Source organism: Dactylosporangium sp. NPDC051087 (assembly GCF_055586325.1).
Genome location: NZ_JBVJIJ010000002.1, coordinates 321,959 through 337,627 on the forward strand (window position 1 = coordinate 321,959; position 15,669 = coordinate 337,627).

General features: G+C 71.4%; 15 protein-coding genes. 14 read left to right on the forward strand and 1 reads right to left on the reverse strand.

Going from position 1 to position 15,669, the window contains the following annotated elements; translation table 11 throughout:
* Nucleotides 1-25 precede the first annotated feature (25 nt).
* From rbfA to dapB, 12 genes are all read left to right on the forward strand, one after another.
* Nucleotides 26-505 (forward strand): 30S ribosome-binding factor RbfA, encoded by a 480-nt coding sequence (gene rbfA, locus ACZ6TV_RS04960; RefSeq protein ID WP_465295472.1) that lies wholly within the window; start codon nt 26-28, stop codon nt 503-505.
* Complete coding sequence (locus ACZ6TV_RS04965) at nt 502-1,524, forward strand: DHH family phosphoesterase (protein ID WP_465295474.1); 1,023 nt, start codon at nt 502-504, stop codon at nt 1,522-1,524. Before rbfA ends, ACZ6TV_RS04965 begins: the two co-directional genes overlap by 4 nt.
* 53 nt (nt 1,525-1,577) lie before the next feature.
* Nucleotides 1,578-1,979 (forward strand): hypothetical protein, encoded by a 402-nt coding sequence (locus ACZ6TV_RS04970; RefSeq protein ID WP_465295476.1) that lies wholly within the window; start codon nt 1,578-1,580, stop codon nt 1,977-1,979.
* A 34-nt stretch (nt 1,980-2,013) separates the two neighbouring features.
* Nucleotides 2,014-2,232, forward strand: a complete 219-nt coding sequence (locus ACZ6TV_RS04975; RefSeq protein WP_465295478.1) for a DUF6186 family protein — start codon at nt 2,014-2,016, stop codon at nt 2,230-2,232.
* 563 nt (nt 2,233-2,795) lie between these two features.
* Nucleotides 2,796-4,082 carry an MATE family efflux transporter gene (locus ACZ6TV_RS04980; protein WP_465296112.1) on the forward strand — a complete coding sequence of 429 codons (1,287 nt, stop codon included), beginning with the start codon at nt 2,796-2,798 and terminating at the stop codon, nt 4,080-4,082.
* Between the two features lie 115 nt (nt 4,083-4,197).
* Nucleotides 4,198-5,067 (forward strand): DUF3626 domain-containing protein, encoded by an 870-nt coding sequence (locus tag ACZ6TV_RS04985; RefSeq protein ID WP_465295481.1) that lies wholly within the window; start codon nt 4,198-4,200, stop codon nt 5,065-5,067.
* 11 nt (nt 5,068-5,078) lie between these two features.
* A complete protein-coding gene (gene truB, locus ACZ6TV_RS04990) occupies nt 5,079-5,969 on the forward strand; it encodes a tRNA pseudouridine(55) synthase TruB (protein WP_465295483.1) in 891 nt (296 codons plus the stop codon).
* A 63-nt stretch (nt 5,970-6,032) separates the two neighbouring features.
* The gene (locus ACZ6TV_RS04995; protein WP_465295485.1) at nt 6,033-6,974 is read left to right on the forward strand and encodes a bifunctional riboflavin kinase/FAD synthetase; all 942 of its coding nucleotides are present in this window, start codon (nt 6,033-6,035) and stop codon (nt 6,972-6,974) included.
* Nucleotides 6,975-7,067: 93 nt separating this feature from the next.
* Nucleotides 7,068-7,337 (forward strand): 30S ribosomal protein S15, encoded by a 270-nt coding sequence (gene rpsO, locus ACZ6TV_RS05000; RefSeq protein WP_465295487.1) that lies wholly within the window; start codon nt 7,068-7,070, stop codon nt 7,335-7,337.
* Nucleotides 7,338-7,565: 228 nt separating this feature from the next.
* Nucleotides 7,566-9,992, forward strand: coding sequence for a polyribonucleotide nucleotidyltransferase (locus tag ACZ6TV_RS05005; RefSeq protein ID WP_465295489.1), 2,427 nt, complete (start codon nt 7,566-7,568; stop codon nt 9,990-9,992).
* 3 nt (nt 9,993-9,995) lie between these two features.
* Nucleotides 9,996-11,309: a M16 family metallopeptidase gene (locus ACZ6TV_RS05010; RefSeq protein WP_465295491.1), complete on the forward strand. Its 1,314-nt coding sequence runs from the start codon at nt 9,996-9,998 to the stop codon at nt 11,307-11,309.
* Nucleotides 11,310-11,319: 10 nt separating this feature from the next.
* A complete protein-coding gene (dapB, locus tag ACZ6TV_RS05015; RefSeq protein ID WP_465295493.1) occupies nt 11,320-12,057 on the forward strand; it encodes a 4-hydroxy-tetrahydrodipicolinate reductase in 738 nt (245 codons plus the stop codon).
* 83 nt (nt 12,058-12,140) lie between these two features.
* Here dapB and ACZ6TV_RS05020 read toward each other — a convergent pair whose 3' ends face one another.
* Nucleotides 12,141-12,749 (reverse strand): GNAT family N-acetyltransferase, encoded by a 609-nt coding sequence (locus ACZ6TV_RS05020; protein ID WP_465295495.1) that lies wholly within the window; start codon nt 12,747-12,749, stop codon nt 12,141-12,143.
* 156 nt (nt 12,750-12,905) lie between these two features.
* On the opposite strand from ACZ6TV_RS05020, the gene ACZ6TV_RS05025 reads away from it, so the two are divergent.
* Complete coding sequence (locus ACZ6TV_RS05025; RefSeq protein WP_465295497.1) at nt 12,906-14,231, forward strand: glycosyltransferase 87 family protein; 1,326 nt, start codon at nt 12,906-12,908, stop codon at nt 14,229-14,231.
* Nucleotides 14,232-14,302: 71 nt separating this feature from the next.
* Nucleotides 14,303-15,517 carry a winged helix-turn-helix domain-containing protein gene (locus ACZ6TV_RS05030; RefSeq protein WP_465295499.1) on the forward strand — a complete coding sequence of 405 codons (1,215 nt, stop codon included), beginning with the start codon at nt 14,303-14,305 and terminating at the stop codon, nt 15,515-15,517.
* Nucleotides 15,518-15,669: the final 152 nt, after the last annotated feature.

A 15,669-nucleotide genomic window follows, 5' to 3' on the forward strand; every position in this document is an offset into this window, starting at 1 on the left:
CGTTTTGGCTGCGGAGGTGTTCGAGATGACGGATCCGGCAAAGGTGCGCCGGCACGCTGAGCGCGTGAAGGAGCTCGTCGCATCGGTGGTGCGGACACAGGTCAAGGACCCTCGACTGGGCATGATCACGATCACCGACGCGCGGATCACCGCTGATCTGCGCGAGGCGACCGTCTTCTACACGGTGCTCGGTGACGCGACGGCACAGTCGGGCACGGCGGCGGCGCTGGAGAGCGCCAAGGGGCTGCTGCGTTCGACCGTCGGCAAGGCCCTCGGGCTGCGGCACTCCCCGAGTCTCTCGTTCGTGCACGACGACGTGACCGAGCACGTGAAGCACATCGACGACCTGCTGGCGACCGCCCGTAGCGCCGACGCGGAGGTCCAGCGACGAGCCGCCGGGGCGCACTACGCGGGCGACGCCCAGCCCTACAAGCTCGAGGACGAGGACGACCTGGGGGCGGACAGCGCTGACGACGAGGTCGTCGTCGGCCAGGACCGGCGGTGACCGCACCGCAACCTTCGCCCGGGGAGTGGGCCGCCGCGGTCTCAGCGCTGCGCGGCCTGCCCCCGGGCTCCCGCGTGCTCCTCGCCTGTCACGTCAACCCCGACGGTGACGCCCTCGGCAGCATGCTCGGCTTCGCGCTCGGCCTGCGCCGCCTCGACCCGTCCCTGCTGATCGAGGCGACGTTCCCCGGCCCGATGGTCGTCCCCGCCCCCTTCGACGAGCTGCCGGGCGTGTCGCTGCTGGTGCCGTCGGGCTCCGTGCGGGCGCCCGACGCGATGCTGGTGTTCGACGCGGCGAGCATCGAGCGGCTCGGCGCCCTCGCCGGGCTGCTGACCGCCGCGCCGGTCGGCATCGTGCTGGACCACCACGCGTCCAACCCCGGGTTCGGGGCGGTCAACCTCATCGACCCGACCGCGGCGGCGACGTCGGTCGTCGCCGAGGGCCTGCTCAGCCGCCTCGGCGTCGCGCTGGACGCGGAGATCGCCGAATGCCTGTATGTCGCACTCGCCACCGACACGGGCTCGTTCAAGCACGGCTCGACCACCCCGGCGGTGCACGAGCTCGCGGCCCGGCTCATCGCCACCGGCATCCCCGTCGGTGAGATCTCCCGCCGCCTGTTCGACACCCGGCCCTTCGGCGCGATCCGGCTCTTCGGCGTCGCCCTGGCCCGCACCGCCCTCGAGCCGGCGGGCGGGCTCGGCCTCGCGTGGACCTATGTGACGCTCGCCGACCTGGCCGAGTTCGACCAGCCCGCCGGCGCCGTGGAGGCGCTCATCGACTCCGTGCGCTGCGTCGCGGAGGCCGACGTCGCGTGTGTGGTGAAGCCGGTCGGCCCGGGGGAGTGGTCGGTCTCGCTGCGGAGCAAGGGCGCCGTCGACGTCAGCGCCGTGGCGGTCGGGCTCGGCGGCGGCGGGCACCGCTTCGCGGCCGGTTTCAGCGCCGCCGGCACGGTCGAGTCGGTCATGGCGTCCGTCCGCGCCGCGCTCACGGACCGGGTCGTGCTCCTGGATCAGGGTTAATCCAGGGCCGACATCGCTGGCACAGCGGGTGTCGCTGCGGTGACAATCGATGTATGGACCGACCTGAGCTGGTTGCGGGGGTCGACCGGGCCTGGACCCGTCCGGCCGTGCTGGCACCGGTGTTCGCCCTCATCGCGCTCGTGGGCGGCGCGCTGCCGTCGTTCTCCCTGCGGGCCAACCTCCTCGTCCTCGGCGCCGGTGGTGCGCTGCTGTGGCTGGGTATGTCCTCGGCGGTGCCGAGACGCCCGGCGCCGGCGCGGCTGCCCCGGGCGGCGGTGTGGTGGCTGGTGCCGGTCGGGCTCTTCGCGGTCGTCGAGGGCGTCACGTTCCTGATCGGCTCGCGGGCCTATCCGACGCTGTCCCGGCTCATGGATCCCCTGCTGGAGCACTACCTCGCCCGCGCCGCCGCCTACTTCGGCTGGCTGTGGGCCTTCTGGGCGATGGTGCGCCGATGAGCGGCCGGCGTCGGAACGTACTGGAGGTGGCGGTATGACGCTCGCGCAGGCGGCCATCGCGGCCGCGTTCGCCGTGTCGCTGGGCCTCTTCGCCGCGGTCGAGGTCGCCGCCCGCCGGGAGGGCTCCCGGGTGCCGACGCTCGGTGAGGTCTGCGGCGTCGTCATGCGCTACCGGGTGGGTCCGCTGCCCGTCGGCCGGATCGCGATGTTCGGCTTCTGGTGGTGGCTGGGCTGGCATTTTCTCGCCCGCTGAACGGCCGGCTGACGTCCTTCCGACAGGTGAACCCGCAGGTAACCCCGTCCAGATCGCGGGATGACGTCGCACATCGTGGAACTGAACGATAACTTAGTCAACATGCGCATCGTACGAATTCTTCGCCGCCCGTCCCGGGCCTGACCGCTTCCAGCGGAACCCGGCGGCGGGCGTCCCACGGCCCCGACAGGCAACAGCCGCCGTCAGCGAGGAATCAGATGCCGAACCACCGATCCACGTTTCAGGCCGACACCACCCATCGTCGGTCTCCTGGTCGTGCGTTGGCGCGGCCGCCGGTGACCCCGGCGTCCCTGCGATCGGACCGTCAACACACCAACCGTGCCGTCAGCCGCGCTGTCAGCAGCGCCGGCAGTCAGGAGACCAGCGTCATGCCCGAGCAGCCGAAGCCCCAGCCCAAGCCGCAGGAGCCGACCTCCGACACGCGTGAGCGCGCCCGCGCCGCCCTGCAGATGTCGATGGACCGCCGGGGCTGATCGCCCGGAGTCATGCATGAGTAAGTAGCGTGGCGGAAGGTAACTCCTTACGCTGACGCGGTGACCGTGATGCGTCGTGTCGCCGCCCTCGCTCTGCCGGCGCTCGTGGTGCTGGCCGCCGAGCCGCTGTATGTCCTGGTGGACACGGCGGTCGTCGGTCATCTCGGCCGCGAGGAGCTCGGCTCCCTGGCGATCGGCGGGCAGATCATGGCGCTCGCCGTGTGGCTCGGCAACGTGCTGGCCTACGGCACGACCGGCCGCGCCGCCCGGCGCTTCGGGGCCGGCCAGCGCGCCGCCGCGGTCGAGGAGGGCGTCCAGGCGTCCTGGCTGGCGTTCGCCGGCGGGGTCGTCATCATGGTGGTCCTCGAGGTGTTCGCCGGGCCGCTGACCCGTGCCGTCGCCGGGTCCCCGGGCCCGGTCGCCGACGGCGCCGCCGACTGGCTGCGCATCGCCGCCCTCGGCGCGCCCGGCCTGCTGCTGGGCACCGCCGGCAACGGCTGGATGCGCGGCGTCCAGGACACCCGCCGCCCGCTCTACTACGTGCTCGGCGCGAACGCGCTGTCCGCCGTGCTCTGCCCGCTGCTGGTCCACCCGCTCGGCTTCGGCCTGGCCGGCTCCGCCGTCGCCAACGTCGTCGCGCAGACCGCCGGGGGGCTGCTGTTCGTCCGGGCGCTGCTGACCGAGCGCGTCGCGCTGCGCCCGCAGTTCGCGGTGATCCGCCACCAGCTGACCCTCGGCCGGGACCTGCTGCTGCGCGGTGCCGCCTTCCAGGCGTGCTTCCTGTCCGCGTCGGCGGTCGCGGCCCGCTTCGGCACCGCCAGCCTCGCCGCGCACCTCATCGCCATCCAGCTGTTCTTCTTCACCGCGCTGGCCCTCGACGCGGTCGCGATCGCCGCGCAGTCCCTCGTCGGGGCCGCGCTCGGCGGTGAACGGGTCGACGAGGCGCACCTGCTCGCCCGCCGCATCACCGTGGCCGGGCTCGTCTCCGGCGTCGCGTTCGCGTTCCTGGTCGCGGCCGCCCTCGGCACCGTGCGGCCCTGGTTCGGCGCCGACGCGCAGGTGTACGCCCAGGCGAAGACCGCCTGGTGGTGGTTCGTCGCGATGATGCCGGCCGCGGGCGTGGTGTTCGCCCTCGACGGGGTCTTCCTCGGCGCCGGCGACGTCCGCTACCTGCGCAACCTCACGTTCGTGTCGGCGCTCGGCGGTTTCCTGCCCGGCATCTGGCTCGCCTACCTGCTCGACGCCGGGCTGCGCGGGGTGTGGATCGCCCTGTGCCTGTTCATCGCGCTGCGGCTGGGCGGCCTGCTGTGGCGTCTCGCGGGCGAAAAATGGGCGGTCACCGGCGCGGTGCGCTGACACACTCCCACGTCGTGTCGTCGCACTGCTCATTGACACTAGCACAACCGAAAAAATAATCTGTCGGACTCCTACCCATCGTAGCTCACCACGCAGCGGGGAGTGACCTCAGCCCATGGACGCCCGGCTCACCTACGCCCAGCTCGAGGCCCTCGCATACGTTCGCGCCGGGAGCGGGCCGCGGACCGAGCCGCCGGACGCGGTCGTGACGATCAACTTCCATCCGGACCGGATCGACGCCGGCGGCCGGACCGTGATCGAGGGGCTGCTCGCCGACGGCCGCTTCCGCAGCCAGTTCGAGACCGGCATCTCCAACGGCGGCCTGACCGCCCACCCCGGCGGGGACCGCGACCGCTGGGAGCGGCGCATGTTCGGCGGCGCCTACCAGCGGCCCGGGGTCACGCCCGCGGACCGGCCCAAGTACGGCGCCCTCGACCTGGCGCGCCACCCGGCCGGCGCCGCCCGCCGCTTCGGCTCCGCGCACCTTCGCCTGCGCCCGGAGGTCGGCGCGCGCACGACGTTCACCCTGGGCGACAGCTTCCACGAGCCGGCGGCGGCGGGCGTGTTCGATGCGATGGCGTCAGTACTGACGGGCCTGCCCGACCACGTCGCTTCGGCTGGACCGCTCGACGACTACGTCGAGGCGCAGGTGCACGGCCCGGTCGACCTCGCGGCCGACGTCGAGGCGCTCGTCCTCGACGACAGCTTCGCCGGCCGTCTGTCGGCGGCACAGACCCTGGCGACCCGCTACGGCGTCAAGCTCGAATGGCGGCCGGGATCGCGGCTCACCCCGCGCGACGTCCCGGACGACTTCCGGGGTCCGCAGGTGCGGCCGCTCGCGGTGCGGCTGTGCGAGCGGTACGAGCGGCCCTTCGTCGACGCGGAGCTGATCGGCCGCGCCGCGCGGGAGTCCCACGCCGATCCGGCGACGCTGCAACTGCTGAAGTACCTGTGGCACACCCTGGCCGTGCACGGCGTTGGCTAGGCTGTCCCGTCGTGGCGCAGAAGGCAGCAACGCAGGGCGGGCTCGTCGTCGTGGACAAGCCCGGCGGGATGACCTCGCACGACGTGGTGTCGCGGATGCGGCGCCTGGCGAGGACGCGCAGGGTCGGGCACGGCGGCACCCTCGACCCGATGGCGACCGGGGTGCTCATCATCGGTGTGGAGAAGGCGACCCGCCTGCTCACGTACGTCATCGGCAGCACCAAGGAGTACCGCGCCACGATCCGCCTCGGGCAGGCGACCGTCACCGACGACGCCGAGGGCGACGTCGTGTCCACAGTGGACGCGAGCGGGGTCACCGACGGGGACGTGCACGCCGGGCTCGCGCCGCTGCGCGGGGAGATCCTGCAGGTGCCCAGCGCCGTGTCCGCGATCAAGGTCAACGGGGTCCGCTCGTACCACCGGGTCCGCTCCGGCGAGGAGGTCGCGCTGCAGGCCCGGCCGGTCACGGTGGCCCGCCTCGACGTCCTCGGCATCAGCCGCTCGCCCGAGGGCGTCGACGTCGACGTGGACGTCGCCTGCTCGTCCGGCACCTACATCCGCGCCCTGGCCCGGGATCTCGGCGCGACGCTCGGGGTCGGCGGGCACCTGACCGCGCTGCGCCGCACCGCCGTCGGCGCGTTCACCCTGGCCGAGGCGGCGACCCTGGACGAGCTCGCCGACCGTGAGGACCCGGTCACGATGCCGCTGCCGGCCGCCGCCGCCCGCTGCTTCCCGCGCCGCGACGCCGACGAGGTCGAGGCGAAGACGCTGTCGCACGGCGGGTCGCTCGCCCCGGTCGGGGTCGCCGGGCCGTATGCGGTCTTCGCACCCGACGGCAGCGTGCTGGCCATCGTCCGGGAGAAGGACGGCAGGGCGCGTCCCGAGATCGTCCTCGTGCCGTAGCCCGGATGCCGGGGCTCCACCCGTACACCTGCCGCGGCGGAAGCAGGAGTTAGGCTCGGACGCATGCAGCGGTGGCGGGGAACTCAGGCGGCGCCGGGTGGCTGGGGGCGCGCGGTCACCACGATCGGCGTCTTCGACGGCGTGCACCGGGGGCACCAGCAGGTGATCGGGCACGTCGTGAAGCGGGCCGGCGAGCTGGGCGTGCGGTCGGTCGTGCTGACCTTCGACCCTCACCCGTCCGAGGTGGTGCGGCCCGGGTCGCACCCGGCGGTGCTGACCGAGCCGGGCCGCAAGGCGGAGCTGATGGAGTCGCTCGGCGTCGACGTGCTGTGCGTGATCCCGTTCACGGTCGAGTATTCGCGGCTGTCGCCGGAGGCGTTCGTCCACGACGCGCTGGTCGAGCACCTGCACACGGCGCAGATCGTGGTGGGGGAGAACTTCCGCTTCGGCCACAAGGCCGCCGGCGACCTGGAGCTGCTGCACCGGCTCGGGCGCACCTTCGGCTTCGGGGTGGAGGGCGCGCCGCTGGTCGCCGACGAGGGCACCGTGTTCTCCTCGACCTACATCCGGGCCTGCGTCGACGCGGGTGACGTCGTCGCCGCCGCCCGCGCGCTGGGCCGCCCGCACCGCGTCGAGGGCGTCGTCGTGCGCGGCGACCAGCGCGGCCGTGAGCTGGGCTTCCCCACGGCCAACCTGCTGACCTCGGCGAACGCCGCGATCCCGGCCGACGGCATCTATGCCGCCTGGGTGACCCGCGACCGGGACAACGAGCCGCACCGGGCGGCCGTGTCCGTCGGCACCAACCCGACGTTCTCCGGCAAGGAGCGGCGGGTCGAGTCCTACATCCTCGACTTCTCCGGCGACATCTACGGCGAGCGGATCGCTGTCGACTTCGTCGAGCGCCTCCGTGAGCAGCGCACGTACACGGGCGTCGAGCCGCTGATCGAGCAGATCCGCGACGACGTCGAACAGGCCAGACGGGTGCTGGAACGTCCCGTCTGTTAGCCTTGTGTCGACGCCGGGTGACCGGCGGAGGTCAGGCTGCCTGCACGACGCCGCGGGCCCGACCTTGATGAGAACCAACCTTTAAGGGAGAACATGGCGCTCGACTCTGCGCAGAAGACCGAGATCATGGGCAAGTACGCGACCGTCGAAGGGGACACCGGCTCGCCGGAGGTCCAGGTCGCGATGCTGACCAAGCGGATCGCGGACCTCACCGAACACCTCAAGAAGCACAAGCACGACCACCACAGCCGGCGTGGCCTGCTGCTGCTGGTCGGCCGTCGCCGCCGTCTGCTCAACTACCTGCAGCGCAGCGACATCGCCCGCTACCGCTCGTTGATCGAGCGGCTCGGCCTGCGGCGATAACGACACGTACGTTGGGGAGCGGCGTCCATGCGTCGCTCCCCTTCGTGTAGTGACACACTGGTATGTGAACCAGCCGCCTGTTTGTAACCAGTCGCCCCGCCCGAGCGCGTCGGCGCACCGGTCCTCGGTAGTGGCTTCCGGGCAGATCAGCCCCGTGAGCTTCGATCGAAGACCGGCCGCAGACAGCTCCGCCTGGGCGCACCACAACCCGAAGGAGCACCACACCACATGACCGAGCAGAGCACTCTCGGTACGCACTTCAGCACCGCGGTCATCGACAACGGCACGTTCGGCACCCGGGAGATCACCTTCTCCACGGGCCGGCTGGCGCGCCAGGCCGCGGGCTCCTGCCTCGCGCAGCTCGGCGAGACCGTCGTGCTGTCCGCGACCACGGCCGGCAAGTCCCCGAAGGACCAGTTCGACTTCTTCCCGCTGACGGTCGACGTCGAGGAGCGGATGTATGCCGCGGGCCGCATTCCCGGCTCGTTCTTCCGCCGCGAGGGCCGCCCGAGCGAGGACGCGATCCTCACCTGCCGCCTGATCGACCGGCCGCTGCGCCCGAGCTTCGTCAAGGGCCTGCGCAACGAGGTCCAGGTCGTCGAGACGATCCTCGCGCTCGACCCGGCCCACCCCTACGACGTCGTGGCGATCAACGCCGCGTCGCTGTCGACGAAGCTGTCGGGCCTGCCGTTCTCCGGCCCGATCGGCGCGACCCGCATGGCGCACGTCGACGGCCAGTGGATCGCCTTCCCGACCCTGGAGGAGCTGGCCCGGGCGACGTTCGACATGGTCGTCGCCGGCCGGACCCTCCCCGACGGTGACGTCGCGATCATGATGGTCGAGGCCGAGGCGACCGAGCACACCGTGGCGCTGGTCGCCGGTGGCGCGCCCGCCCCGACCGAGGAGGTCGTGGCCGGTGGCCTGGAGGCCGCCAAGCCCGCCATCCGCGAGCTGTGCCGGGCCCAGTCCGAGCTCGCGGCGGTCGCCGCGAAGCCGGTGCAGGAGTTCCCGACCTTCCTGGACTACCAGCCCGACGCCTACGAGGCCGTGTCCGGCGCCGTCAAGGACGAGGTGTCCGAGGCGCTGCGCATCTCCTCCAAGGCGGAGCGCGAGGAGGCCCTCGACCGGATCAAGGAGGCCGCCTTCCAGCGCCTCGCCGGTGGCTTCGAGGGTCGCGAGAAGGAGATCGGCGCCGCGCTGCGGTCGCTGACCAAGAACGAGGTCCGCGCCCGGGTCCTGCGCGAGCAGGTCCGCATCGACGGCCGCGGCCCGCGCGACATCCGGCCGCTGACCGCCGAGGTGCAGGTCCTGCCCCGCGTGCACGGCTCGGCGCTGTTCGAGCGCGGCGAGACCCAGATCCTGGGTGTCACCACGCTCAACATGCTGCGCATGGAGCAGACGCTGGACACCCTGGCGCCGGAGAAGTCCAAGCGCTACATGCACAACTACAACTTCCCGCCGTACTCGACCGGTGAGACCGGCCGGGTGGGCTCGCCGAAGCGGCGCGAGATCGGCCACGGCGCGCTCGCCGAGCGGGCCCTGATCCCGGTCCTGCCGGCCCGCGAGGAGTTCCCCTACGCGATCCGCCAGGTCTCCGAGGCCCTCGGCTCCAACGGCTCCACGTCGATGGGCTCGGTCTGCGCGTCGTCGATGGCGCTGCTGTCCGCGGGTGTGCCGCTGAAGGCCCCCGTCGCCGGCATCGCGATGGGCCTCATCTCCGACGAGGTCGACGGCAAGACGGAATACGTCACGCTCACCGACATCCTCGGTGCCGAGGACGCGTTCGGCGACATGGACTTCAAGGTCGCCGGCACCCGTGACTTCGTGACCGCGCTGCAGCTGGACACCAAGCTCGACGGCATCCCGTCCGACGTCCTCGCGGGCGCCCTGCAGCAGGCCCACGACGCGCGGCACGTCATCCTCGACGTGATGGCCGAGGCGATCGAGTCGCCGGCCGGCATGAGCCAGTACGCGCCCCGGGTGACCACGGTCAAGATCCCCGTCGACAAGATCGGCATGGTGATCGGGCCCAAGGGTCAGACCATCAACGCCATCCAGGACGAGACCGGCGCCGAGATCAGCATCGAGGACGACGGCACGATCTACGTCGGCGCGACCAACGGCCCGTCGGCCGAGGCCGCCGTCGAGCGGATCAACGCCATCGCCAACCCGACGATGCCGAAGGTCGGGGACAAGTTCCTCGGCACCGTGGTGAAGACGGCCGCGTTCGGCGCCTTCATCTCGCTGCTGCCCGGCCGCGACGGCCTGCTGCACATCTCCAAGGTGGGCAACGGCAAGCGCGTCGACCGGGTCGAGGACTTCCTCAACGTCGGCGACAAGGTCGAGGTGCAGATCGCGGACATCGACAACCGCGGCAAGATCTACCTGGACAAGGTGCTGACCGAGGCCGAGGCCGCCGCTGCGGCGGAGGCCGCGGCGGCCGGTGGCGGCGCGCCGTCCGGCTCCGGCGGTGAGCGGCCCTCCGGCCGTGACCGCGGCGGCGACCGTGGCCCCCGCTCCCGCGAGCGTGGGGACCGGGCTCCGCGCCAGTCCTCCGCGCCGTCCTCCTCCTCGGAGGCGCCCGCCTCCTCGGAAGAGGGCGACGGCGGCGAGGACGGTGGCGAGTTCCGTCGCCGGCGGAACCGGCACAGCTGAGACATGGTGAGTCGGCCGCTGACCCAGACGTTGGCAGATGACCCGCTGGGTGGCACGGTGCGCCGCACCGTGCTGCCCAACGGGCTGCGCATCCTGACCGAGGCGATACCGTCGATGCGCAGCGTGTCGTTCGGCGTCTGGGTCGGCATCGGCTCACGGGACGAGACCCCGGCACTGTCCGGGGTCTCCCACTTCCTCGAACACCTGTTGTTCAAGGGCACCAAGCGGCGCAGCGCGCTGGAGATCTCCTCGCAGATCGAGGCGGTCGGCGGGGAGACCAACGCGTTCACCGCCAAGGAGTACACGTGCTACTACGCGCGGGTGCTCGACGCCGACCTGCCGCTCGCCATCGACGTGGTGTGTGACCTGGTCATCGACTCGGTGCTGACCGACGCGGACGTCGAGACCGAGCGTGGCGTGATCCTCGAGGAGATCGCCATGCACGACGACGAGCCCGGCGACGAGGTGCACGACGTCTTCACCGAGGCGATCTACGGCCACCATCCGCTGGGCCGGCAGATCTCCGGCAGCGTGGAGAGCATCTCCGCGCTGACCCGCAAGCAGATCGACAGCTTCTACCGCAGGCGGTACCGGCCGTCGCAGATGGTGATCGCCGCGGCGGGCAACCTCGACCACGCGAAGGTCGTCAAGGCGGTGCGCGCGGCCTTCGAGGGCCTCACGGTCGCCGCCGACCCGGCCCCGCGGCGCTCCCGCACCACGAAGGTGCCGACCCGCTCCGGGCAGATCGTGGTCCGCAACAAGGACACCGAGCAGGCGCATCTCGTGCTCGGCTGCGTGGGCTACCCGCGGCAGCACGACAACCGCTTCGCCGTCGGCGCGCTCAACAACGTCCTCGGCGGCGGCATGTCGAGCCGGCTGTTCCAGCAGATCCGTGAGCAGCGCGGGCTGGCCTACTCGGTCTATTCGTTCACGTCGCAGTACAGCGACGCGGGGCTCTTCGGGGTCTACGCCGGCTGCGCGCCCGGCAAGGTCGAAGAGGTCCTCTCCATCACCCGGGACGAGCTGGCCAGGGTCGCGGCGGAGGGCGTCACCGACGCCGAGGTCGAGCGCGGCAAGGGCATGCTCAAGGGCGCGGTCGTGCTGGGCCTGGAGGACACCGGGTCGCGGATGAGCCGCCTCGGCAAGGGTGAGCTTCTGTACGACGAGCTGATGTCCGTCGACGAGGTGCTGCGCCAGGTCGACCTGGTCACGCCCGAGATGGTCCGTCAGGTGGCCGCTGAGCTGCTGTCCCGGCCGATGTCCCTCGCCGTGATCGGCGACTTCGACGACAACGCCTTCGCTGGAGCGTTGGGATAAGTTATCCCGCGTGACTGCAAAGATCAGGGTCGGCGTGCTCGGCGCGCGCGGCCGCATGGGCACCGAGGCGTGCCAGGCCATCTCCGCGAGTGCCGATCTTTCGCTGGTGGCGTCGCTGGACGTCGGTGACGCACTCGTCGAGGATCTCGATGTCCTGGTCGACTTCACCACACCCGATGTGGTGATGGACTCGCTGCGCTGGTGCGTCTCCCACGGCGTGCACGCGGTCGTGGGCACGTCCGGCTTCACCACGGCGCGGCTGGATGAGGTGCGGTCCTGGCTCGCGGACAAACCCGGCGTCGGCGTGGTCATCGCGCCCAACTTCGCCGTCGGCGCCGTGCTGATGATGGAGTTCGCGGCCCGCGCGGCCCGCTACTTCGAGTCGGTCGAGGTGGTCGAGATGCACCACCCGCAGAAGATCGACGCGCCGAGCGGCACCGCGCTGCGCACCGCGCAGCTCATCGCCGAGGCGCGGGCCTCCGCGGGGCTGGGACCCGTGCCGGACGCGACCTCCGAGGAGATGGCCGGGGCCCGCGGCACCGACGTCGAGGGCGTGCCGGTGCACTCGCTGCGGGCCCGGGGGCTCGTCGCGCACCAGGAGGTCCTCTTCGGTGCCGCGGGGGAGACGCTGACCATCCGGCACGACTCGTTCGACCGGAAGTCGTTCATGCCGGGCGTCCTGCTCGCCGTCCGCGCCGTCGTGTCACGGCCGGGACTGACGGTCGGGCTCGGCCCGCTGCTGGACTAGCGTCACGTTGTGTAACCGTTTCGCGTTCACTCTGATGTTTCCAAATAGTGGGATTCAGAGGCCCCAATTCGGGCGCAACAGGGTCACATCGAGGTAACGACAGGGGCTTCTTCGGTCTCGAGTGACGCATGCCACCGGATCTGCGGGACGAGCAGATCATCAACATCGAGTGACCGGCTGACCCCGTCCGGGGCCCAGCCGGAACTCTCCAGAAATCGACGCGTAACACGGTCGTCGGCGAACGTCCACGCCAGGGCTGTCGTAAATCCGTCAGTACGCCATAAATCGACACTAGCCGCCAGCAAACGGCTGCCGTGGCCGCGTCGTCCCCAGCGGGGTTCAACCAGGACATCGGTGATGGCGGCGGCCTTCGTCAGGACGGTGTGATCTTCGTCCGGAGCCAGCGCGGTGTCGTCTGCAGGACCTGACGCGGCAAAACCCACGACGTATGCTGAGGTCGGTCCGGCGCCGGGCGACTCCTGTTGCTCCACCGCGACCAGGACCCGGTGCTCAGGGGTCGGCGGTTCCGTGATTGCGTCTCGCCACCTGCGGGTAATCCAGTCCTCGTCCAGTTGGTCGAGGATGTGTTGGGGCAGCAGTCGCCGATAGGCGACCCGCCAGGTCGTGAGTTGGATGCGCGTGATCTCGACGACGTCGTCGAGTCGCGCCGGTCGGACGAACCCGAGCGTCATGACGCAGCAGCCTACGGATTTTGTGTGAAGAGCCACGTGGCGGGGTAGCGCCGGCTCGTCACAGTTGGACCCGAGCAACCGTTGAGCCAGGCAGCAGGTAAAGCCAGCAACGAGCGATGGAGGGCAGCACAAGTGGCGGAGCGAGGACGAGTCGCCGTGTTGACGGCCGTCCGGCCCAAGCTTCGGCCCCGGGTCAAGCAGGTCCTCATCGTGGCGGCCGTGTGGGCCGTCGTATGGGCCTTCTTGTACGTGGCCGCGGCGAGAAACGGGTATTTCGACCTGAAGGTCTACTACGGCGCCATGGACTACTGGGTGAACAAGGGTGGCGACATCTACGACTACCTGGTCCCCGGCACGCCGTACGGCTTCACCTACCCACCGTTCGCCGCTGCCCTGATGTCGCCGATGGCGCTCATCGGCTGGCACACCGCGATCGCGATCAGCGTGACGATGAACGTCGTCGCGCTCGGCTTCATCATCACCTGGCTCATCGGCCCGGTGATCAAGCGTCAGGGCTGGCAGTTCTGGTTCTCCCTGGCCATCGCCTTCGGCCTGGTCGCCGCCTTCGAGCCGGTGCGCGAGACCGTCAACTTCGGCCAGGTCAACATCCTGCTGCTGTTCATGGTCGTCGGTGACCTGCTGCTGCTGGTCCGTGGCGGCTCCCGCCTCGGCGGCATCGGCATCGGCCTGGCCACCGCGATCAAGCTCACGCCGGGCGTGTTCATCCTGTACCTCGTGGTCACCCGCCGCTGGCGTGCGGCCGCCGTCTCCACGGCCACCGCAGCCGCCGCGACCTGGGCCGCCGCGACCTTCGCACCGGACGCCTCGCGGGTCTTCTGGACCGACGCGATGTGGAACACCGACCGCGTCGGCTCGGCCACGTTCGTGTCCAACCAGGCGCTCAGCGGTCTCGTCGCCCGGCTGTTCAACCCCGACCCGATGAAGCCGCTGTGGCTGCTGCTGGTGGTCGGCGCCCTCGCCGTCTGGGCGTGGCGGGTCCGCAAGGCCGTCAAGGCGGGCGACGAGCTCGCCGGCCTGGCGCTGACCGGTCTCGTCGGCTGCATGGTCAGCCCGATCAGCTGGATCCACCACCTGGTGTGGGTGCTGCCGTCGATCGCGGTCCTGCTGGACCACGCGACCGACAAGAGCGGCGACGCCCGCCGCAGGCGCCACATCATGATCTTCGCGGTGTTCTCGTACCTGCTGCTGTGCAGCCGCACGCCGTGGGCGTTCCACATGAAGTTCGACGGTCTCGGCCTGATCGGCGGCAACGCCTACGTGCTGCTGATGATCGCCCTGCTGATCACGCTGCCGATCCGCGAGCCCGCCTCGGAGAGCTCCGGCCCGCCCCGCACGGCCAACCCGGCCACGTCGACCGGTCCGGTCGTCGAGGACGTCCCCGACCTGGTGGAGATCGACCGGCGGGTCAGCGCCGCGTTCGAAGCCAAGGACGCTGGAGAGCGGCCGCTCGTCGGCGCATAGATTTCCGCATCAAGGGCGGCCCCGGACCGGGGCCGCCCTTTTTTGTCGTACCCCGGCGATAACCTCGCGGGGTGCTGACACTCACGCAGGCGCGGAGGATCGCTCTCGCCGCTCAGGGCTTCGCCGACCGGGCCCCGGCGGGCGTCCCCGAGCGGCGCCACCTGAAGCGGGTCATCGGCCGCACCGGCCTGCTGCAGATCGACTCGGTCAACGTCGTCCAGCGCGCGCACTACCTTCCCGCATACAGCCGCCTCGGCCCCTATCCGACCGAGCTGCTCGACCGGCTCGCCTATCGCCGCCCCCGCGAGCTGTTCGAATACTGGGCCCACGAGGCGTCGCTCGTCCCGGTCCACCTGCACCCGGCGCTGCGCTGGCGGATGCAGTCCGGCGCCGCCTGGGGCCGCATGGTCAAGATGGCCCGCGAGCAGCCCGAGCTGATCCGCCGGGTCCTCGAGGACATCCGCGCCAAGGGCCCGATCACCGCCAACGAGGTCGAGGGCGACCTCGCCGGCCCCCGCAGCAAGGAGCACTGGGGGTGGAACTGGTCGGACACCAAGACCGCGATCGAGTGGCTCTTCTACACCGGCGAGGTCAGCGTCGCCGCGCGCAACGCGTCGTTCGCCCGGGTCTATGACGTCCCCGAGCGCATCCTGCCCGCCGAGGTCCTCGCCGCGCCCACCCCGGAGCCCGCCGACGCCTACCGCGACCTGGTCCGCGTCGCCGCCCGCGCCCTGGGCGTGGCCGCCGAGGCGGAGCTGCGCGACTATTTCCGGCTGCCGCTCGCCGGGGCGCGCACCGCGATCGCCGAGCTGGTCGAGGCCGGGGAGCTCGTCCCCACCGAGGTGGAGGGCTGGCAGCCCCGCGCCTATCTGCACCACGAGGCGCCCAACCCGCGCCGCATCGGGGCGGCGACCCTGGTCAGCCCCTTCGACCCGCTGATGTGGGAGCGGGCCCGGGTGGCACGGCTGTTCGGCTTCACCTACCGCATCGAGATCTACGTCCCGCCCCTGCAGCGCCTCTATGGCTATTACGTGCTGCCGTTCCTGCTCGGCGACCGGCTCGTCGCCCGGGTCGACCTGAAGGCGGACCGCCGCTCCTCGACCCTGCTGGTCCCGGCCGCGTGGGTGGAGCCCCTCACCGGCCGCGGCGCACCTTCGCGGGGTGAGGTGGCGGAGGCGCTGTGGGTGGAGCTGCGGAGGTTCGCGGGGTGGCTGGGCCTGGAGCGGGTCGACCTGCCGGTGGCGGGCGACTTCGCCGTCGACCTGGCCAAGGCGATGACCACCTGACCCCACCCACCGCGCCGCCGAATCCACGGCTGCCGGCGCGGCGCCTGATCCTGCTGCCGTCTGCGCGGCGCTGAGCCTGCGACTGCCGGCCGGTCTGGCGCGACGCCGTGTGTCTCACTAGTGGCGGGGCGCCAGATGCCTGGCTGCCGGTG